17 protein-coding genes are annotated in these 20,214 nt (G+C 74.7%); 7 read left to right on the plus strand and 10 right to left on the minus strand.

The window, feature by feature from the left end; all coding sequences use genetic code 11:
• Nucleotides 1–587: 587 nt before the first annotated feature.
• Complete coding sequence (locus AB0B83_RS18250) at nt 588–1,841, plus strand: phosphatidylserine decarboxylase (RefSeq protein ID WP_357579175.1); 1,254 nt, start codon at nt 588–590, stop codon at nt 1,839–1,841.
• Between the two features lie 68 nt (nt 1,842–1,909).
• Here the strand turns inward: AB0B83_RS18250 and AB0B83_RS18255 are convergent, their stop codons facing one another.
• The 3 genes from AB0B83_RS18255 to AB0B83_RS18265 all read right to left on the minus strand — a co-directional run bounded on the left by AB0B83_RS18255 (nt 1,910) and on the right by AB0B83_RS18265 (nt 5,182).
• Nucleotides 1,910–2,830 carry a CDP-alcohol phosphatidyltransferase family protein gene (locus AB0B83_RS18255; protein ID WP_357579176.1) on the minus strand — a complete coding sequence of 307 codons (921 nt, stop codon included), beginning with the start codon at nt 2,828–2,830 and terminating at the stop codon, nt 1,910–1,912.
• A gap of 362 nt (nt 2,831–3,192) precedes the next feature.
• On the minus strand, nt 3,193–4,119 hold the full coding sequence (locus AB0B83_RS18260) for an NUDIX domain-containing protein (protein WP_357579177.1): 927 nt from the start codon (nt 4,117–4,119) through the stop codon (nt 3,193–3,195).
• A gap of 115 nt (nt 4,120–4,234) precedes the next feature.
• Nucleotides 4,235–5,182 carry an NUDIX hydrolase gene (locus AB0B83_RS18265; RefSeq protein ID WP_357579178.1) on the minus strand — a complete coding sequence of 316 codons (948 nt, stop codon included), beginning with the start codon at nt 5,180–5,182 and terminating at the stop codon, nt 4,235–4,237.
• A 144-nt stretch (nt 5,183–5,326) separates the two neighbouring features.
• Here AB0B83_RS18265 and AB0B83_RS18270 point away from each other — a divergent pair, with 144 nt between their 5' ends.
• Nucleotides 5,327–5,635 (plus strand): PspC domain-containing protein, encoded by a 309-nt coding sequence (locus AB0B83_RS18270; RefSeq protein WP_357579179.1) that lies wholly within the window; start codon nt 5,327–5,329, stop codon nt 5,633–5,635.
• Between the two features lie 7 nt (nt 5,636–5,642).
• On the opposite strand, the gene guaA is transcribed toward AB0B83_RS18270, so the two are convergent.
• Nucleotides 5,643–7,199 (minus strand): glutamine-hydrolyzing GMP synthase, encoded by a 1,557-nt coding sequence (guaA, locus tag AB0B83_RS18275; protein ID WP_357579180.1) that lies wholly within the window; start codon nt 7,197–7,199, stop codon nt 5,643–5,645.
• Nucleotides 7,200–7,494: 295 nt separating this feature from the next.
• On the opposite strand from guaA, the gene AB0B83_RS18280 reads away from it, so the two are divergent.
• The gene (locus AB0B83_RS18280; protein WP_357579181.1) at nt 7,495–8,193 is read left to right on the plus strand and encodes a bacteriorhodopsin; all 699 of its coding nucleotides are present in this window, start codon (nt 7,495–7,497) and stop codon (nt 8,191–8,193) included.
• Between the two features lie 4 nt (nt 8,194–8,197).
• Nucleotides 8,198–9,250 (plus strand): Brp/Blh family beta-carotene 15,15'-dioxygenase, encoded by a 1,053-nt coding sequence (locus AB0B83_RS18285; RefSeq protein ID WP_357579182.1) that lies wholly within the window; start codon nt 8,198–8,200, stop codon nt 9,248–9,250.
• A 14-nt stretch (nt 9,251–9,264) separates the two neighbouring features.
• Here AB0B83_RS18285 and AB0B83_RS18290 read toward each other — a convergent pair whose 3' ends face one another.
• On the minus strand, nt 9,265–10,962 hold the full coding sequence (locus AB0B83_RS18290; RefSeq protein ID WP_357579183.1) for a GMC family oxidoreductase: 1,698 nt from the start codon (nt 10,960–10,962) through the stop codon (nt 9,265–9,267).
• Between the two features lie 136 nt (nt 10,963–11,098).
• Between AB0B83_RS18290 and AB0B83_RS18295 the strand changes: the two genes are divergently transcribed.
• Nucleotides 11,099–12,229, plus strand: a complete 1,131-nt coding sequence (locus AB0B83_RS18295; protein WP_357579184.1) for an LCP family protein — start codon at nt 11,099–11,101, stop codon at nt 12,227–12,229.
• 6 nt (nt 12,230–12,235) lie between these two features.
• On the opposite strand, the gene AB0B83_RS18300 is transcribed toward AB0B83_RS18295, so the two are convergent.
• From AB0B83_RS18300 to guaB, 4 genes are all read right to left on the minus strand, one after another.
• Nucleotides 12,236–13,693, minus strand: a complete 1,458-nt coding sequence (locus AB0B83_RS18300) for a M1 family metallopeptidase (RefSeq protein WP_357579185.1) — start codon at nt 13,691–13,693, stop codon at nt 12,236–12,238.
• A gap of 156 nt (nt 13,694–13,849) precedes the next feature.
• Nucleotides 13,850–15,259 carry a M1 family metallopeptidase gene (locus AB0B83_RS18305; protein WP_357579186.1) on the minus strand — a complete coding sequence of 470 codons (1,410 nt, stop codon included), beginning with the start codon at nt 15,257–15,259 and terminating at the stop codon, nt 13,850–13,852.
• 49 nt (nt 15,260–15,308) lie between these two features.
• On the minus strand, nt 15,309–16,427 hold the full coding sequence (locus AB0B83_RS18310; RefSeq protein WP_357579187.1) for a GuaB3 family IMP dehydrogenase-related protein: 1,119 nt from the start codon (nt 16,425–16,427) through the stop codon (nt 15,309–15,311).
• Nucleotides 16,428–16,457: 30 nt separating this feature from the next.
• Nucleotides 16,458–18,020, minus strand: coding sequence for an IMP dehydrogenase (gene guaB / locus AB0B83_RS18315; RefSeq protein WP_311410773.1), 1,563 nt, complete (start codon nt 18,018–18,020; stop codon nt 16,458–16,460).
• A 185-nt stretch (nt 18,021–18,205) separates the two neighbouring features.
• Here guaB and AB0B83_RS18320 point away from each other — a divergent pair, with 185 nt between their 5' ends.
• Nucleotides 18,206–18,616 carry a DUF5319 domain-containing protein gene (locus AB0B83_RS18320; protein ID WP_357579188.1) on the plus strand — a complete coding sequence of 137 codons (411 nt, stop codon included), beginning with the start codon at nt 18,206–18,208 and terminating at the stop codon, nt 18,614–18,616.
• Between the two features lie 31 nt (nt 18,617–18,647).
• On the opposite strand, the gene AB0B83_RS18325 is transcribed toward AB0B83_RS18320, so the two are convergent.
• Nucleotides 18,648–19,472, minus strand: a complete 825-nt coding sequence (locus AB0B83_RS18325; RefSeq protein WP_357579189.1) for a LuxR C-terminal-related transcriptional regulator — start codon at nt 19,470–19,472, stop codon at nt 18,648–18,650.
• A gap of 252 nt (nt 19,473–19,724) precedes the next feature.
• Between AB0B83_RS18325 and AB0B83_RS18330 the strand changes: the two genes are divergently transcribed.
• A complete protein-coding gene (locus AB0B83_RS18330) occupies nt 19,725–20,108 on the plus strand; it encodes a WhiB family transcriptional regulator (protein WP_089003203.1) in 384 nt (127 codons plus the stop codon).
• Nucleotides 20,109–20,214 lie beyond the last annotated feature (106 nt).

The raw sequence follows: 20,214 nt of genomic DNA on the forward strand, positions 1-20,214 counted from the left end.
GCGCACCGACGACGGCCGGACGGCCGCCGAGCGGACAGACGGCGGAGGAGTCGACGACCGCCGGGCAGACGGCGCAGGTGCCGACGACCGCCGGGCAGACGGCGGAGATGCCGACGACTGGCGGGCAGACGGCGGAGGAGCCGACGGCCGGCGGGCAGACGGCGGAGGAGCCGACGGCCGGCGGGCAGACGGCGAAGGAGCCGACGACCGCCGGAGCGACCACGGAGACGCTGGCGACGGGCCGTCCGGCCACGGGCGGCCTGCGGGCCGGGGACGAGGCCGACGAGTGGCCGACGGAGGCCGTCACCGACGTCCGGCCAGAGGCGGTCGAGGACCGCGCCGCCGACGAGGACGCCCTGCCCCGGCGGACCGACGGGCCGCCGGCCGGTGGGGAGCACCCGCGCGGCTGACGACAGCGGTGCGGCCGTCGTCGGCGGCGGCCTATGCTGGCCGTGGAGAACTCGCCTCCGCCGGCCGGCCCGCGCCGACCTGGCCGCCGCACCGACCTGGTCGCCGCGCCGGCCGGACGCGCCGCCGTGGCGGTCCCGCCGCGATTCCCGTCTCTACCCGTCAGGAGTCCGTCCGACATGACGCAGTCCCCCGCCGTGCGCACCTCCGGCCGGTCCGGTCCGGTCCGCATCGGCGAGCGAGCCGCCCGTACCCTCGTCTCCGAGCTCGCCCGGATCAACGATCCGAAGGCCGCGCTGCTGGTCGGCGCGACGCCCGAGTCCGCGGTGCTGACCGCGGCGATCGACGCGCTGCTGCCCGGCGACACCCTCACCCTGGTGCCCGCCGGGTCGACCTCCCCGGCGGCCCTCCGGGAGCACGTCACCGCCCAGGGGCGCTGGGTGGCCGACCGGGTCCGCGTGGTCGACACCCTCGCCGAGGCCGAGCCGGCCGCGGTGGTCGTCGCCGCGGAGCCGCTGACCGGCACGGCAGACGAGACCCGCGCCGCCGTCGAGGGCCTGACGAAGTACCTCGCCGATGGCGCGGTGCTGAGCGTGGCCACGACCGCGACGCCGGGACGCACCGCGGGCGCCGCCGCCGAGCTGGACCGGCAGGGCGCGCTGTACGGCGTCGGGGTCGACCTGGTGCTGCGCAACACGCCGCCGCTGCGGGTGTACCGGCTCCGCTACACCCCGGCCGACGCCGCGTCGGCGGCCCGGCTGGCCCCGGCGTACCGGCCGTCCAGCGTCCCGCTGACCCGTGGCATGCACATCGACTCCAACGGGGTGGCCGCGGCCGGCATCGCGCTGGGCCTGGCCGCGGTGGCCCGGGCGACCCGGCCGAAGTCGAAGCTCTGGCTGCTCCCGGCCCTGGCCGCCGCTCCCGTGGCCGCCTTCTTCCGGGACCCGGAGCGTGACGTGCCGGAGGACTCCTCGGCGGTGGTCGCCTCGGCCGACGGTCGGGTGCTGTCCGTGCAGCGGCTGCACGACGAGCGCTTCGGCGAGGGCGAGTGGCTGCGGATCGCGGTGTTCCTGTCGGTGCTGGACGTGCACGTCAACCGTGCGCCGGTGGCCGGCAAGGTGGTCGACTACTTCGTCGCCGACGGTGGCTTCGCCAACGCGATGAAGCCGGCGGCGGAGCACAACGTGGCCGCGTACACGGTGCTGGACACCGCGCGCGGCACGGTGGTCGTGGCGCAGCGCACCGGCCTGATCGCCCGGCGGATCGTGCAGCGGGCGCCGATCGGCGCGCTGCTGGCCCGGGGCGAGCGCTTCGGCCTGATCCGGTTCGGCTCGCGCACCGACGTCTACCTGCCGGCGGACGCGGCGGAGCCGCTGGTCGGCCCCGGGGACAAGGTCGTCGGGGGCTCGACCGTCATCGCCCGCTGGCGCTGAGGCCCGGCCGGACGACACGAAGAAGGGGCGCCGCGCGATCGCGGCGCCCCTTTTTTCGCGTACGTGTGTCAGGCGGTGCGGCGCTGACGCAGCCAGAGCACCGGGCCGCTGACCAGGTAACCGACCACGATCAGCGCGAAGGTGAGCCGGATGTCGATCAGCGCGCCGATCACCGGGGCCAGCCACAGCCACGGCGGCAGCTTCACCAGCCGGGCGAGTTTCGCGTAGGGGAAGCTGGAGACCATGGCGAAGGCGAGCAGCGCCACGCCGGCGACCAGGACGATGCCCGGCACCGGCAGCCCGATGGCGACGGTCAGCGCGAGCACCGCGGCGGCCATGGTGGTGGGGACACCGCAGAAGAACCGGCCGTCCTTCGGCGAGACGTTGAACCGGGCGAGCCGGATCGCCGCGCACGCCGCCACGAGGGCGCAGGCCACCGCGGCGGCCGGCGTGGAGACCGAACCGGCCAGCGAGGCGTAGACCACCACGGGGGCGGCGAGCCCGAACGAGCACATGTCGGCCAGCGAGTCCATCTGCGCGCCGAACGGGCTGGCCACGCCGAACTTGCGGGCGAGCGCGCCGTCGAGGCCGTCGAAGACGACGCAGGCGATCAGGCAGAGCGCGGCGACGCGCACCTCGCCCTGCATGGCCAGGAAGATGGCCAGCATGCCGAGCATCAGGCTGCTGAGTGTGCAGGCGTTGACCACCGCGAACTTCATCCGGCGGGCGACCGTCCGCTCGCCCGGAAGCAGCGGGATCGACATCGCCGACTCGTCGTCGACCTGGGTCGTGGGGCCGAGCGCGGGGCTGACCGGGACGATCGAGGCGACGTCGGCGCGCTCGACCTGGGTGAGTCCGTAGCGGCGTCGCGGCCGGTCGGCGTAGCGGTGTTCGGGCATCGAGAGGTCGCTGGTCGCGTGCAGGTCGCCGTCGCGGCGCCCCACCCGGACCAGCAGCACCTGCCGGGCGAGCGTGCTGCTGCGGCGCAACGGGCCCGCCCAACGACGCCCTGCGGGACGCGGACTGTCAGTGGTACGACGCCGGCGCCATGGGGCTCTCGGCACGTTTCCTCCATCACCGGATCGGTTTACCGTCGCGAGGGCGGCCGTCCGGCTGTCTCGTGCCGGACCTTTCTGGCCCGGCAGCCGTTTTGCGGAGTACACCATCGCATAGGGGAACGGGGGTTGGCGATAGCTGCCGGCGGTACTTATATCTGGTCTAACCGCGCGTACCGCTCTCTTATTCCCATCTCGGGCTCCATCGCCCGTTTCCTCCACCAACCCCACATCGAATGTACCGGACCCCGTCTCCGCCGGCTCGGTGAGCGGGTGCCGGGGACACCGATGTCCGGTTACGGACGCTCATCGGTAGGCGCATTGGCCAGCGCCAGTGCGGCGATCCCGCTCAGCGGCAGCCCGGCGAGTTCTTCCGGGGTGAACCAGCCCGCGCGGGCGGTGGAGCCGCCGGCCAGCTCGGTCACCCGCGGCTCGGTGGGCGCGTCCACCGCCACCCGGTAGAGCACCCGGATGCCGTGCCAGTCGAGCGGGCGCCCCTCCGGGCCCAGCGCCGCCGGGTTGTGCAGGTTGTCGACGCCGATCAGCTCGACCACCCGCCCGAGCTGCCCGGACTCCTCGACCAGTTCGCGCAGCAGCGCGGCGACCGGCTGCTCGCCGTGGTCGGTCCCGCCGCCGGGCAGGTGCCACCGGCCGGCACCCGGGTAACCGTCGGCGATCATGGTGAGCAGCACCCGGCCGGCCGGGTCGGTGACCAGGCCGTACGCCCCGAAGCGCTGCCTGCGGTCGGACGGGAGCGCGGCGGCGGGCTCGGTCGCCGACGAACGGGGCAGATCGGACGGCAGGGGCGACACGGGCACGCCGAGCAGCTCGGCGGTGAACGGCATGAGCGGCACCGCCGCCGCTTCGTCGGTCGTGAACCAGCCCAGCTCGTCGGTGCCGCCGGCCGGCTCCGGCCGCAGTTCGCCGCCGCGCGCGACGACGTCGAAGACCACGCGGTCGGTGTGCACCGCGACGTCGGCGGCACGGAAGGCCGTCACGTCGGCGGACACCGCCCGCAGCCCGGTCACCTCCACCGCGAGGCCGGTCTCCTCGGCGAACTCGCGGACCACCGCGTGCGCCGGGTGCTCCGCGTGTTCGAGGCCTCCGCCGGGCACCTGCCAGACGCCCGGGACCGGGCACAGGGCGGAACCCCGGACCAGCAACACCCGCCCGTCCGAGCCCCGACACACGCCGTACGCGCCGACCCGTCGCCGCTGTTCCACCCGCCCGTACTCCCCCGCCCGCGCCGACCCGTTCCGTCGATCATGAGGTTAGCCGCAGCGGGTCCGGCGTGCCGCCCGGTCGACCTCGTGATCAACGAACAGGGGGCGGGGGCGGTCAGGCCAGGCGGGCGGCCTGGACGGCTTCCGCCGTCACCTCGGTCAGGCGGTCGGTGGGGAGGGCGCCCAGCTCGTCGCGGCCGAACCAGCGGGCCTCGCAGGTGGAGCCGCCGACGTCGGCGACGGTGGGCGGGGCCGGCTTGTCGACCACGACCCGGTAGAAGGCGCGGACGCCGTGCCAGTCGATCGGGTAGCCCTCGGGGCCGAGGGAGGCCGCGTCCCGGTGGCTGGCCACCCCGAGCAGCTCGACGAGGCGCCCGGTCTGCCCGGTCTCCTCGACCAGCTCCCGGATCAGGGCGGCGCCGGGCTGCTCGCCGTAGTCGGTGCCGCCGCCGGGCAGGTGCCAGCAGCCCGCGCCCGGGTAGCCGTCGGAGACCCGGGTGAGCAGCACCCGGTCGTCCGGGTCGGTCACCACGGCGTACGCGGCGAAGCGCTGGGCCCGGTGCAGCCCGTCGGGGCCGGGCACGGCGTAGAACGAGGGGAACTCCGGCGCCTCGTCCGGGACGATGTCGGCGGACGAGGCGGGCAGGCCCAGGGCGCGCGCGGTGAACGACCGCAGCGGCAGCTCGCGGGCCTCCGCCGGGGTGAACCAGCGAACCAGGTCGGTGGGCCGGTCGACCCGGTCGGCGAGCGTCCCGCCCCGGACCGAGACCTGGTAGATCAGGCGGTCGGTGTGGATGGTGATGCCCCGCTCCGGCAGCGCCCGCATGTCGGCGAGCACGTCGTGCAGGCCCGCGACGGTGACGGAGAGGCCGGTCTCGGCGGCGGTCTCCCGGACGACGGTGTGGTGGGGATCCTCACCGTGGTCGACCGCCCCGCCGGGCAGCGACCACGTGCCGGGGGTGCCGGAGCGCTCCGATGCGCGGACCAGCAACACCCGGCCGACTGAATCAGCACAAACTGCGTATGCCGCGATCCTGCGGAGCGGCTCCAGCATGGTGGTCACGGGGGCAAATTCTCCCCGGCCCGGGTTACCTCCATCGAAAAGAGTCAGATTCCTGACTGAATGCTCGCGCCTCAGGGGCGGGTCAGGGTAGGGATCCGGGCAGTCACCGAGGACGGCCCGACGACCGGCGCGGACCGTGGAGACATGACCTACACCGCCCCTCCCCAGCCCCCGTACAAGCAGCTCCGTCGCCCCGTCACGGACCGGATGGTCGCCGGAGTGGCCAGCGGCCTCGGCCGGTACTTCGCCGTCGACCCCACCCTGGTCCGGGTCGTCTTCGCGGTCGCCGGCCTGCTCACCGGCGGGCTCGCGCTGCTCGCGTACCCGATCATGTGGTTCCTGATGCCCGAGGAGCCGGCCGACGCGCCCGCCTGGCCGCACCCGGCGCAGGCCCCGCCGCCCACGGTGGCGCAGCCGACCGTGGCGCCGCCGACCTACCCGCCGGCGGCGTGAGGCGCGATCACTCCCACTCGATCGTGCCCGGCGGCTTGCTCGTGACGTCCAGCACCACGCGGTTGACCTCGGCGACCTCGTTGGTGATCCGGGTGGAGATCCGCGCCACCACCTCGTAGGGCAGCCGGGACCAGTCGGCGGTCATGGCGTCCTCGCTGGAGACGGGCCGCAGCACCACGGGGTGCCCGTAGCTGCGGCCGTCGCCCTGCACGCCGACGCTGCGCACGTCGGCCAGGAGCACGACCGGGAACTGCCAGACGCCCCGGTCCAGGCCGGCGGCGGTCAGCTCCTCGCGGGCGATCAGGTCGGCCCGCCGGAGCAGGTCGAGCCGCTCCCGGTCGACCGCGCCGATGATCCGGATGGCCAGGCCCGGGCCCGGGAACGGGTGCCGCCAGACCATCGCCTCGGGCAGGCCGAGCTGGAGGCCGAGCGCCCGGACCTCGTCCTTGAACAGCGTGCGCAGCGGCTCGACCAGTGCGAACTTCAGGTCCTCCGGCAGGCCGCCGACGTTGTGGTGGCTCTTGATGTTGGCGGTGCCGGTGCCGCCGCCGGACTCCACCACGTCCGGGTAGAGGGTGCCCTGGACGAGGAACTCGACGTCGCCGTGGGCGGCGACCTCCCGCGCCGCGGCCTCGAAGACCCGGATGAACTCCCGACCGATGATCTTGCGCTTCTGCTCCGGGTCGGTGACCCCGGCCAGGGCGCCGAGGAACCGGTCGGCCGCGTCGACCACCTTGAGCTTGATGCCGGTGGCGGCGACGTAGTCCTTCTCCACCTGCTCGGCCTCGCCGGCGCGCAGCAGGCCGTGGTCGACGAAGACGCAGGTGAGCTGGTCGCCGACGGCCTTGTGCACCAGCGCGGCGGCGACGGCCGAGTCGACCCCGCCGCTCAGGCCGCAGATGACCTCCTTGTCGCCGACCTGCTCGCGGATCCGGGCGACCTGCTCGTCGATGATGTTCTCGGGCGTCCAGGTCGGCGCGATGCCGGCGATGTCGTGCAGGAAGCGGCGCAGCATCTCCTGGCCGTGCGCGGTGTGCCCGACCTCCGGGTGGAACTGCACGCCGGCCCGGCGGCCGGCGACGTCCTCGAACGCGGCGACCGGCGCCCCCGCCGACTCGGCGGTGACCGTGAAGCCCTCGGGGGCCTCGGTCACGCAGTCGCCGTGGCTCATCCAGACCGGCAGGTCGGCCGGCAGGTCGCGGAGCAGCACGCCCGGGTCCAGCAGGCGGGGGCGCAGCGGGGTGCCGCCGTACTCGCGGTTGCCGGTGCGGGCCACCGTGCCGCCGAGCGCCTGGGCCATCGCCTGGAAGCCGTAGCAGATGCCGAAGACCGGCACCCCGGCGGAGAACATGCCGGCGTCGATCTGCGGGGCACCCGGCGCGTAGACGCTGGACGGGCCGCCGGAGAGGATGATCGCCGCCGGGTCCTTCGCCAGCATCTCGGCGACCGGCATCGAGTGCGGCACGATCTCGGAATAGACGTTGGCCTCACGCACCCGACGCGCGATGAGCTGGGCGTACTGGGCTCCGAAGTCCACCACGAGGACGGGGCGAGGCGTGCTCATGGCAGCAAATCCTACCGACGGCCCCGCCGCGTCCCCCGCCGGTCCGCCCCCACGCCGCCGTCGCGGCGGAGGTGACGTCGGCCACCGTACGGGCGGTCGGGCGCGCCACCGCCCTTCCGGGGGGAGCTGTTAGACCTATATGCGCCTTTTGACGCGTATACGGTGTCCGTACCGCCCGCCGCCGGCGCACGCACGGGACTCGACGGGTTCGGGCGGCTGCCCGGCCGTACGCCCGGGGTCGTCAGCAGCGGCAGCCGGCGGGCGCGGGGGCGCCGGGAGTCGGCCGGGGGTGGGCATGACCGAGTGGTGGCTGTGGATGTACGTCGCCGCCATGGCGGGCGGGGTCGTGCTGTTCAGCCGGTGGCGCGCGGACCCGCGGGGCGTCCCGCGCAGCGAGTACCGGGTGGCGATCGCCATCCCGCTCTGGTCCGGCTCCTGGTACCTGCTCATGGCGCTGGGCGGCGGACGCACGGAGGTGGCCGGCCACACGCTCTACTGGGCGCGGTACGTCGACTGGGTGGTCACCGCCCCACTGTTGCTGGTGGCCCTGATGCTGACCGCGACGCACTCCCTGCCTGGACGCTGCTGGCGGCTGATGGGCGTCCTCGCCGGGGCGAACGTGGTGGTGATCCTCAGCGGCCTGTTCGCCGACCTCACGGCCGACGGCGCGGCCCGCTACACCCTGTACGCGATCGGGGTGCTGGCCCTGCTCGCGGTCTACGCCCTGATCTGGGGACCGCTGCGCGCCCACGCGCACCGCCAGCCGGAAGAGATCGCGGGGGTGTACACGGAGGCCGCACTGCTGCTCAGCGCGCTCTGGGCGGGCTATCCCGTGTTCTGGATCCTCGGCCCGTCCGGGGTCGGCCTGTTCAGTTCCGCCACCACCAGCCTGCTCCTCGTCGTGCTGTCCATCGTGTCGAAGGTGGGTTGGAGCATTCTCGATCTCGGCCGGCTACGCGCCCTGTCCGCCCGTGGCCGGCTCACGGTCGTCTGACCCGGTGTCCGGGGTCGGGCCCCGGGTGCCGGCGGAGGACGGCCGCGCACCCGCCCGGACCCGACGACCGCCGTCGCCCGCGACCGGCACGACGGAGGGCCCGGGGCGGCCGGACCGGCTGCTGCGGCGCGCCGGGACCGCCTCGCTGCTCGCGCTCGGCGGGCTGCTGGCGATGTCGCCGCTGATCGGCGCCGCCGGGCCGGGCGGCTCGCCGGCCTTCCTGGTCGCGGGGCTGCTCCTCGGGCTGCCGCACGGCGCGGTCGACCATCTCGTGCCCGCCCGGCTGTCGGCGCGCGCCCGGCCGCGGGCGGCGCGCGTGGCGCTGCTGGTGGTCTACACCGCCGTGGCCGGTGCCGGGCTGGCGGCCTTCCGGGCCGCGCCGGACCTGGCGCTGGTCGGGTTCCTCGTCGTGTCGGTCGTCCACTTCGGCACCGCCGACGTGGCGTTCCACGCCGAGCGGGACCGCCGGCCGGTCCGGGCGAGGGTGCCGGCCGTGCTCGCGTACGGGGGACCGCCGGTGGTCGTCCCGTTGGCGCTGTGGCGGGACCAGGTCGACCCGCTGCTGGCGGCGGTGGCACCTCGGGCACCGGCGCTGCTCACCGTCGAGGTGCGGGCGCTGGCGCTGGCCACCGTGCTGGGCGCTGTCGCGGTCACCGCGATCCGGAACGCCCGCGCCGGACGCGCCCGCGACGCCGTCGAGCCCGTCCTCCTCGCCGGGCTGTTCGGCACCGTGCCGCCGGCCCTGGCCGTGGGGGCGTACTTCGCGGCCTGGCACTCCTGCCGCCACGTCGCCCGGCTGCTGCGGCACGACCCGCGCAACACGGCCGACCTGGCGGCCGGACGGGTCGGACCGCCGCTGCGGCGCTTCGCCCGGCAGGCGGCGGCTCCCACGGCGGTGGCCGTCGCCGCGCTGATCGCCCTGGTCGCCTGGCCCGGCCACCGGTCGGACCCGCTGCCCGCGACGTTCGCCGTGCTGGCCGCGCTGACCCTCCCGCACGCGGTGCTGGTCGCCTGGGCGGACCGACGCGCGCGGGAGCCCTCAGGCCGGACACGTTGACCGCAGAGCCCTGGTCAGGTGCGCAGGGCGCCGGGGGCGTCGGCCGGCACCGCCGGGCGGCGCGGTGGCACCGGCTCCAGCCGGCGGTACGGCTCACCGAGCGGCGGCCTCGGGTCCGCGTCGCCCCTGTTGGGCCAGAAGGACATCGCGCGTTCCGCCTGGGCGGTGATGGTCAGCGACGGGTTCACCCCGAGGTTCGCCGAGACCGCCGCGCCGTCGACCACGTGCAGCCCCGGGTGGCCGAACACCCGGTGCCACGGGTCGATCACGCCGTCGGCCGGGGTGGCGCCGATCACCGCCCCGCCGAGGATGTGGGCGGTCATCGGGATGTCGAACGGCTCGGTCAGGGCGCCGCCGGGCGTACCGCCGATCTCCTCGGCCAGCAGGCGGGCCGCCTGGTTGCCGGCCGGGATCCAGGTCGGGTTGGGCGCGCCGTGACCCGGCCCGGAGACCAGGTGCCGGCCGAACGGGCCGCGCCGCAGCCGGGTGGTCAGCGAGTTGTCCACCGACTGCATGACCAGGGCGATCACCGTCCGCTCCGACCAGCCGCGCACCGACAGCAGCCGGGCCGCCGTGCCGGGCTGGCGCAGCAGGATCCCCAGCCAGCGGCGCACCCGGCGCGGCCCGCCGTCGACCAGCAGCGACTGGAGCAGGCCCATCGCGTTCGAGCCCCGGCCGTAGCGGACCGGCTCGACGTGGGTCTGCGGGTCGGGGTGGAACGAGCTGGTGATCGCCACCCCCTCGGTGAAGTCGAGCCCCTGGGCGCGGGCCTGCCGGCGGGGCACCGAGGCACCGAGGATCGCCTCCGAGTTGGTCCGGGTCAGCTCGCCGAGGCGGGGCGAGAGCGCGGGCAGGGCACCCTCCGCCTTCATCGCGTGCAGCAGCCGCTGGGTGCCGAGCGCGCCGGCCGCGAAGACCACCTGGTCGGCGTGGATCACCTGCCGCCGCGCACGCAGCCAGGCCCCCGTGCGCACGGTGTGCACCGCGTATCCGCCGTCGCCGGCCGGGCGGACGGCCGTGACCGTCGTCAGCGGGTGCACCCGCGCGCCGAGTCGCTCGGCCAGCCAGAGGTAGTTCTTGACCAGCGTGTTCTTCGCGCCCTGCCGGCAGCCGGTCATGCACGCGCCGCAGTGCGTGCAGCCGGTGCGCTCCGGCCCGGCGCCACCGAAGTAGGGGTCGGTGGCCCGCTGGCCGGGGCGGCCGATGAACACGCCGACCGGGGTGGCGTGGTGGGTGTTCCCCACCCCCATCCGGTCGGCCACCGCCCGCATCGCCCGGTCCGCGCGGGTGACGAGCGGGTACGTGGTGGCGCCGAGCATCCGCTTCGCCTGGTCGTAGTGGCCGGCCAGCTCGTCGCGCCAGTCGGTGACGTCCCGCCACTGCGGGTCCGTGTAGAAGGCGTCCAGCGGCTCGTAGAGGGTGTTGGCGTAGACCAGTGAGCCGCCGCCGACCCCGGCGCCGGAGAGCACCAGCACGCCGCCGCCGGCCTTCCGGTCGGCCGGACGCAGCAGGGTGAGCCGCTGGAGGCCGTAACAGCCGAGGCGGGGCGCCCACAGGAAGCGCCGCAGCCGCCAGGAGGTCTGCGGGAACTCGTCGTCGGCGAAGCGACGCCCGGCCTCCAGCACCCCGACCGAGTAGCCCTTCTCGGCCAGCCGGAGCGCGGTGACGCTGCCGCCGAAGCCGGACCCGATGACGAGCACGTCGTACCGCATGACCGCATCATTACCGCTCGGTAGCCATCGCGCCAGCGCCCGATTTCGCGGGATCATGCTCCGGTCCACGATCCCGGAGGCGCCCGCCCACAACTCGGCGCCCCCGTCGAGGCGTTGTCATCACCGGGGGTGTCGCATGACTCAGCGGACAGGGGCGCCACGCCCACGATGGGTGCTGGGGCTGGCCGCCCTGGCGGCCGTGGTCCTGGTGGCCGTGGGCGCCCTGGTGGTCACCCGGCTCGTCCGCGACGACGGGCCGCGGCGCGCGATCGGGCCGACGGGCGCCACCGGGACGCCGCAGGCGAGCCCCACCCCGAGCCCGAGCCCGAGCCCGACCGCGACGCCGGGCGCCGGCATCACCGGCCCGCTCAACCTCCTGCTCGTCGGGGTGGACACCCGGGTCAGCGTGCCGGGCTGGGAGCCGCACGGCGACGCCGTGCTGGTGCTGCACGTGCCGAAGGGACTCGACCGGGCGTACCTCTTCTCCCTCCCCCGCGACCTGCTTGTCGACATCCCGGCCTTCCCGAAGGCCGGCTACCGCGGCGGCAGGACCAAGCTCACCCACGCGATGAGCTACGGCAGCCGGGTGCCCGGCAAGCCGAAGCAGCCGAGCACCGCCCAGGGGTACGAGCTGCTGCGCAGCACGGTCAGCGGCTACACGGGGCTGCGCTTCGACGCCGGCGCGGTGCTCACCTTCAACGGCTTCGACCGGCTGGTGGACAGCCTCGGCGGGGTGGACCTCTACGTCGACCAGCGGGTCGTCTCGCTGCACCGCCGCCCCGACGGCCGGCACCGGGAGCCCGCGCCGGGCGGTGGCGGCTACACCGGGCCGCAGATGGTCTACGAGAAGGGCGAGCGGCACCTCACCGGCTGGCAGGCGCTGGACTACGCCCGGCAGCGCTACGTCACCGGCGGCGGCTACGCCCGGCAGCGCCACCAGCAGCAGCTGATCAAGGCGCTGGCCACGAAGATCCTCGGCGAGGACCTGGCCCGGCAGCCGGAGCGCGTCCAGCAGGTGGTCGACGCGCTCGGCGACACCCTGGTCTACGCGGGCGGGCCGCGCGTCGTGGACGTCGCGTACGCCCTCGGCGGGCTCACGCCGGAGCGGTTCGTGCTTGTCGACCTGCCCGGCGCGGGCGTCGGCCGGGGCAGCGCCTACCGGGGCGAGGAGCTCACGCAGACCGGGCGGAAGTTCCTCACCGAGCTGCGCGCCGGCCGGGCCGACGCCTACCTCGCCGCCAACCCGAAGCTGCGCGTCACGCGCTGAGCGCCGTCACACCCGCCCGGGACGGTCCGGCTGCTGCTTGCCGTACAGCCACGCCTCGAAGAGGTCGTCGAGCTGCTTGCCCGAGACCCGCTCGGCCAGCGCGACGAACTCGGCAGTGGTCGCGTTCGCGTCGCGCTTCTGCGCCGCCCAGGTCTTCAGGATCTCGAAGAACGCCTTGTCGCCGACGGCCACCCGCAGCGCGTGCACGGTCATCCCGCCGCGCTGGTAGACCGACTCGCTGAACAGGTTCGGCACCCCCGGCTCGCCCGGCGGCGTCCGCCACACCTGGCCCGAGGAGCCCGCGTACCGGTCGTCGAACTCCTGCTGGGCGGTGCGCCCGCCGTCGTGCTCGGCCCACAGCCACTCGGCGTACGTGGCCAGGCCCTCGTTGAGCCAGATGTCCTGCCACCTCGCCAGCGACACGCTGTTGCCGAACCACTGGTGCGCCATCTCGTGGGCGACCACGGCCGTGTTCTCGCCGCGGGAGAAGAAGCTCGCGGAGTAGACCGGGCGGCTCTGCGTCTCCAGGGCGTACCGGATCCGGGCGTCGGAGATCACCACGCCGCCGTACGCCTCGAACGGGTACGGCCCGAAGACGCTCTCCAGGTAGTCGGTCACCTTGACCGTGTCGGCGATCGACCGGTCCGCCGCGCCCGAGGGCAGGTCGGTGGTGACCGCGTGGAACACCGGCCGTCCCTTGTGCTCGCCCTCGGTGATCCGGAACTTCCCGATGACCACGGTGCTCAGGTAGCTCGCCATCGGGCTGCGCTCGGCCCACTTCCAGGTGGTCCAGTCGCCGGTCGTGCTCTTTCCCGCCGGCACACCGTTGCTGACCGCCGTCAGCCCCTGCGGCACGGTGATCTCAAAGTCGTAGGTGGCCTTGTCCGAGGGGTGGTCGTTGACGGGGAACCACGTGCTCGCCGACTCGGGCTGGCCGAGCGCGATCGCCCCCTCGTCGGTGTGCAGGAAGCCGCCGCTGCCGAGGACCTCGTTGCGCAGCGGCTCCGGCTTGCCGTCGTACGCGATCTCGACGACGAAGCCGTTGCCCGCGATCAGGCCACGGGCCGGGGTCACGACCAGCTCGTCGCCCTTGCGGCCGTGCTTCGCCGGGGCCCCGTCCACCGTCACGGACCGCACGGTCAGCCCGGCCAGGTCCAGGTTGAACGCGGACAGGTCGCCGGTCGCCGCCGCCTGCACGGTGGTGGTTCCGGTCAACCGGTCCTCCGCCGGGTCGTAGCGCACCTTGACCGTGTAGCGGCTGACGTCGTACCCACCGTTGCCGTAGGTCGGGAAGTAGGCGTCGCCGACGCCGGCCGCGCCGAGGAGGAACTGGCGCGGCGCGGCCGGCGCGGCGGAGCTCGGGGCCGGAGCCGGGTCCTCGGCCGACCCGCAGCCGGCCAGCCCCAGCATCCCGGCCAGCAGCAGGCCGGTGCCCGCGCACAGCGTTCGCCGCGACAGCGTCATCGCCTCTTCTCCTCCCTGCGTCGCCGGCTGCCCCACCGGCGAGCGTGGTGGACCCGCGCCGGCCGGTGCCGCCGGCCCCCGCCGCACGGGGCGGTCGGGCAGGCGGTGCCGCGCCGGGTCCGGCCGCAGCCTACCGAGCGCCGACGGGGAGCCGCGTCAGGGCAGGGCGGGGGCGCTCCCGCCGACGAGCCAGGCGTCGAAGAACGGGTGCAGGGGCTTGCCGGCGACCCGCTCGGCCAGGGCGATCAGGTCGTCGGTGGTGGCGTTGCCGTCGCGCCGCTCGGCCGTCCAGGTCCGCAGGATGCGGAAGAACGTCTCGTCGCCGACCGTGCGGCGCAGCGCGTGCACGGCGAGCGCGCCACGCTTGTAGACGGCCGCGCCGAACAACCGGGACCGTCCGGGGTCGACGGACGGCCGGGACCAGTCGGTCGCGGCGTACTCCAGCTCGAAGTTGCGCTGCGCGGTACGGCCGCCGTCGTGCTCCTCCCACAGCCACTCCGCGTAGCTGGCGAAGCCCTCGTTGAGCCAGATGTCGCTCCACCGGCTCAGCGCCACGCTGTTGCCGAACCACTGGTGGGCCAGCTCGTGCGCGACCACCCCCGGGTTGGGTCGCCCGCCCCGGAAGAATCCCGGCCCGTAGACCGGCCGGGACTGGGTCTCCAGCGCGTAGCCGATCCTGGCGTCGGTGACCACGACCCCACCGTAGGAGTCGAACGGGTACGGCCCGAAGCGGCTGGCCAGGAAGTCGGCGATCTCGCCGGTGCGGGCCAGCGAGGCGGCCTCCGGCCCGTCCTCCGGCAGGCTCGCCGGCACCGCCGTGACCATCGGCCTGCCGGCGTGCGTGCCGCTGCGCACCCGGTAGTCGCCGATCACCAGGGTCGTGAGGTAGCTGGCCATCGGCGACCGCTCGGCCCAGCGCCAGGTGGTCCAGCCGGCGGCGCTGGTCCGCTCCCCCGGCACCCCGTTGCTCAGCGCGGCCAGCCCGTCCGGGACGGTCACCTCGATGTCGTACGTGGCCTTGTCGGACGGGTGGTCGTTGACCGGGAACCAGGTGGCCGCCGACCAGGGCTGGCCGAGGGCGATCGCGCCGTCGTCGGTGTGCAGGAAGCCGCCGCTGCCGAGCTGCCCGTCGGCCTTGGCCGCCGGCACGCCGGAGTAGTCCACCTCGACCACGAACCGGGCGCCCCGGGAAAGGCCGTCGCGCGGGGTGACCACCAGCTCGTCGCCGTCGCGGGCGGACCCGGCCGGTCGGCCGTCGACGGCCACCCGCGACACGTCCAGCCCGGCGAGGTCCAGGTTGAACCGGGACAGCCCGGTGGTCGCGGTGGCCGTCAGCGCGGCCCGCCCGGCGAGCCGGTCGGTCGCCGGGTCGTAGCGGACCGCGAGCCGGTAGCCCGCGACGTCGTAGCCGCCGTTGCCGGCCCCCGGGACGTACGGGTCGCCGAGGTCGGCCGCCCCGGGCCGGAGGCCGCCCCGCTCGTCGCCGCTCGTGCAGGCCGGGGAGAGCAGGGCCGCGACGACGGCGACGGCGAGCGCGGGGCGGATCCGACGGCGGGTACGACGCACCGGCCGAGCCTATCGGCGCGGCCGGTGCGGGTGGTGCTGCTTGCGCAGGTCAGCGGTCGAGGACCAGGCCGACCTTCTGGAACTCCTTCAGGTCGCGGTAGCCGCACTTGGCCATGGCGCGGCGCAGGCCACCGAAGAGGTTGAGCTGGCCGTCCGGCTCGTCGGCCGGGCCGAAGAGCAGCTGCTCCATCGAGCCGAGCGGGTCGCCGGCGGTCTCGAACGCGCCCCGGGGCAGCGACGGGTGGCTGGCGGCGGAGTGCCACCAGGCGCCACCGGCCGGCGCCTCGGCGCAGAGCGACAGCGGCTCGCCGAGCATCACCGCGTCGGCGCCGCAGCCGAGCGCCTTGGCGATGTCGCCCGAGGTCTCGATGTCGCCGTCGGCGATCAGGTGCACGTACCGGCCGCCGGTCTCGTCGAGGTAGTCCCGGCGGGCCGCCGCCGCGTCGGCGATCGCGGTCGCCATCGGCACCCGGATGCCCAGCACCGACTCGGTGGTGGACCACTCGTCGCCGCCGATGCCGACGATGACGCCGGCCGCCCCCGTACGCATCAGGTGCAGCGCGGTCTTGTAGTCGGTGCAGCCGCCGACGACGACCGGGAGGTCCAGGTCGGCGATGAACTCCTTGAGGTTGAGCGGCTCGTCGGTGGTCGAGACGTGCTCGGCGGAGACGATGGTGCCCTGGATGACGAGGATGTCGACGCCGGCGTCGAGGATCACCGGGGCCAGCGCCAGGGTGTGCTGCGGGGAGACCCGCACCGCCACCGTGCCGCCGCCGGCGCGCAGCTCGCGGACCCGCTCGGCGATCAGGTCGGGGCGGATCGGCTCCGCGTAGACCTCCTGGAGCCGCTTGGTGGCGCGGGCGTCCTCGTCGAGCCCGGACAGCTCCTCCAGGACCTTTGTCGGGTTCTCGTAGCGGGTCCACAGGCCCTCGACGTTGAGCACGCCGAGGCCGCCGAGCTGGCCGAGCCGGACGGCGGAGGCCGGGCTCATCGTCGCGTCCGACGGGTGCCCGACGCAGGGGATGCCGAACTGGTATGCGTCGAGCTGCCAGGCGGTGGAGACGTCGTCGACGTCCCGGGTCCGGCGGCTCGGCACGATGGCGATGTCGTCCAGGTGGTAGCCGCGCTGCGCGGTCTTGCCCAGCCCGATCTCGACCACGTCACGCATGGGGGACTCCAGTTGTCGCAGGGGGGATGGTCAGCGGGAGTGGTAGTTGGGCGCCTCGACCGTCATCTGGATGTCGTGCGGGTGGCTCTCCTTGAGCCCCGCCGCCGTGATCCGGATGAGCTGACCGCGGCGGTGCAGCTCGGGGATGCTCTCCGCGCCGACGTACCCCATCGCCGCGCGCAGCCCACCGGTCAACTGGTGGGCGACCGCGGACAGCGGGCCCCGGTAGGGCACCTGGCCCTCCACGCCCTCGGGGACCAGCTTGTCCTCGGCGAGCACGTCCTGCTGGAAGTAGCGGTCCTTGGAGTAGGACTTGCCCTGGCCCCGGGACTGCATCGCGCCGAGCGAGCCCATGCCCCGGTAGGCCTTGTACTGCTTGCCGTTGATGAAGATCAGCTCGCCAGGGCTCTCCTCGCAGCCGGCCAGCAGGCTGCCGAGCATCACCGTGTCGGCGCCCGCGACGAGCGCCTTGGCGATGTCGCCCGAGTATTGGATGCCGCCGTCGCCGATCACCGGGACGCCGGCCGGCCGCGCGGCCCGCGCGGCCTCCATGATCGCGGTGATCTGCGGTACGCCCACCCCGGCGACGATCCGGGTGGTGCAGATCGCGCCCGGCCCGACGCCGACCTTCACGCCGTCGGCGCCCGCCTCGACCAGCGCCCGGGCGCCGGCGTAGGTGGCGACGTTGCCGCCGACGATGTCGATGGTGACGTCCTTCTTGAGCTGGGCGACCATTTCCAGCACCGCCCGCTGGTGGCCGTGCGCGGTGTCCACGATCAGCACGTCGACGCCCGCGTCCACCAGCGCCCGCGCCCGCTTGTAGGCGTCGTCGCCCACCCCGACGGCGGCGGCGACCCGCAGCCGGCCGGCGTCGTCCTTGGTGGCGTTCGGGTACTGCTCGCTCTTGGTGAAGTCCTTGACCGTGATCAGGCCGCGCAGCCGACCCGAGTCGTCGACGATCGGCAGCTTCTCGACCTTGTGCTGGCGCAGCAGGTCGAGCGCGTCCTCCTTGCGCACCCCGACCGGGGCGGTGACCAGCGGGGTGCGGGTCATGATCTGGTGGACAGGGGTGGCCGGGTCGGAGACGAACCGCATGTCGCGGTTGGTGACGATGCCGACGAGCTGGCCCTCGCCGTCCACGACGGGCACGCCGGAGATGCGGTAGCGCCCGCAGAGGGCGTCGACGTCGCGCAGGGTGTCGTCGGGGCTGGCGGTCACCGGGTTGGTGATCATGCCGGACTCGGAGCGCTTCACCAGGTCGACCTGGAGCGCCTGGTCCTCCAGGGAGAGGTTGCGGTGCAGCACGCCGATGCCGCCCTGGCGGGCCATGGCGATCGCCATCCGGGCCTCGGTCACCGTGTCCATCGCGCTGGAGAGCAGCGGGATGCTCAGGCTGATGTTGCGGGTCAGCTTCGTCACCGTGTTGACCCGGCTGGGCACGACATCCGACTCGCCCGGCTGGAGCAGCACGTCGTCGAAGGTCAGCCCGAGCGGAACCACCCGGGCCGAGCCGGCGGGCAGCTCCGGCAGGTGGCCGCCCAGCTCGCCGCTGTCGGCGCCGGCCGGTAGATCGGTGCTGGGCGAAAATTCCACGATTGCTCCCCTGAGCTGCTCGGACGGGCTTCAGCGAGGTGGCGCGGGCGGGCACCGGCACACGCCGGGTGACGGGCGCGTCGTCCCATCGTACCCACCGGCACGGGCCGTCCCCGGGCGGTGGCAGCCCAGGTCACCGGTGGCGGGGGCGGACGCGGCCCTGGCGTTGGGTCTACGGTGAGGGGGTGCACGACGAGCCCATCGACCCCTTCAACGGCGACCCGGCTGATCCGGCCGCCGGCCTGCACGATCCGGGCGACGACGCCCCGCTCGACCCGCTGACCGACGTCGAGCGTCAGGACGTGCTGGAGGATCTCGCCGACCTGGAGATCTACCAGGCGCTGCTGGCGCCGATCGGGGTGCGCGGGCTGGTCATCGAGTGCGAGGACTGCCGGGAGCCGCACTACTTCGACTGGGACCTGCTGCGGGGCAACCTGCGCCACCTGCTCAGCTCGGGGCGTCCCCGGGTGCACGAGCCGGCCTACGACCCGGACCCGGACCACTACGTCACCTGGGACTACGCCCGTGGCTACGCCGACGGGGTGCACGACACGCTGACCGAGGGCACCGACGAGGAGCCCGACCCCACCGCCTGACGACGGGTGCCGGCCGGTCGGGTGCGGGGGCTCAGGCCACCAGGCCGGCGCGGAAGCCGGCCGCCACCGCGTGCGCGCGGTCCCGCGCGCCGAGCTTGCGGAACAGCCGCCGGGCGTGGGTCTTCACGGTGTCCTCCGAGACGAACAGCTCCCGGCCGATCTCGGCGTTGCTCTTGCCCTCCGCCATGCCCAGCAGCACCTGGAGTTCGCGTTCGGTGAGCCCGACCTGGGACCGGCCGCCGCGCGGGCCGGGCCCGGCCCGCCGCCCGGGGGGCGTGGCCTCGGCCGGCTCGTCGGCGGGCTCGGCCGGGTCGTCGCCGCGCTGCGACGGCACCACCGTCGGGGTGCCGCCCGGGCCGTCGGGGGCCGTCGCCTGCCAGCCGGGTCCCGGTTCGGCCGCCGGCCGGCCGGCCGGGCCGGTACGGGCGGGACCACCGACCGCCGCGGTGTCCCGGGCCGGGTCGGTGGCCGGGCGTCGGGCGGCCCGGCCGGGCGAGGAGAGCAGCAGCAGGGCCTTGGCCACCGCGCTGGTCAGGTCCTGGTCGACGCCCTGGATGAGGCCCCGGGCACCCGCGCTGATGGTGGCCGCGGCGGCCTCCGACTCCTCCGTGCCGAGCAGCAGCACGGAGGCCTGCGGCGCGCGGGCGAGCACCCGCCGGACGAAGCCCGCGCTGTCCGGCCGGGTGAGGGCCGTGTCCGCGAGCACCACGTCGGCCGGGCGCTCGGCCAGCCGCAACATCACCTCGGGGTCGGAGACGGCCGTCCGCACCACGGCGGACAGCCCGAGCCGTGCCGCCGCGGACGCCAGATACTGCGCCGCGAGCGGTGTCCGAACGCACACGAGAACCGTACGCACAGTGGTCTCCTCTCCGTCCAAGAGCAGACCATGACCGGGTCGGGTCGCGAGGGGGTTCGGGCAATCCTCCGAACTTTTCCGACAAGTGGGGCATATGCCGCCAGTTGCCGGAAGTTTTCGATCACAGGTGTGTGAGCCGGCAACGGCCCGGGTACGGAGGTCCCAGGCCGGAAACGGCGCGCCTGCGCGGACCGTCGCCCGGACGCCGATTCACCAGGATCTGCGCGGTGCCGCGCGGGAGGAGGGGTGCTGATGTCGAACGTACGCAGACTGCCCGGACCCATCGTCGACCTCTGGGACTGGCAGCGGCTCGGTGCCTGCCGGGGCCGGGACAGCGCTCAGTTCTTCCACCCGGACGGCGAGCGTGGCTCGTCCCGCCTGCGCCGGGAGTCCGGCGCGAAGGCCGTCTGCCGCGCCTGCCCCGTGCGGGCCGAGTGCGCCGCCCACGCCCTCGCCGTGCGCGAGCCGTACGGCGTGTGGGGCGGCTTCAGCGAGTCGGAGCGGCTGCGGCTGCTCGCCGTCGGCTGGGAGGACCTGGCCGACCGCCGCCAGAGCCGGGTCGACGTGGCCCGACTGGAGGCCCGCCTGGGCCAGCCGCACCGGTCGACCGTCCCCGCCCAGCGCAAGATCGCCTGAGCCGGCAACCTCCCCGAGAGACCACACCGACGCCGCGTCCCCGTCGACTGCCGGCGCAGGTCCTCGTCGGACAGCCCGTCGCACTTCATCGCGAGGGTCGCCCGGT

The sequence above is a fragment of the Micromonospora sp. NPDC049060 genome, assembly GCF_040649055.1.
GTDB classification, from domain to species: domain Bacteria; phylum Actinomycetota; class Actinomycetes; order Mycobacteriales; family Micromonosporaceae; genus Micromonospora; species Micromonospora reichwaldensis.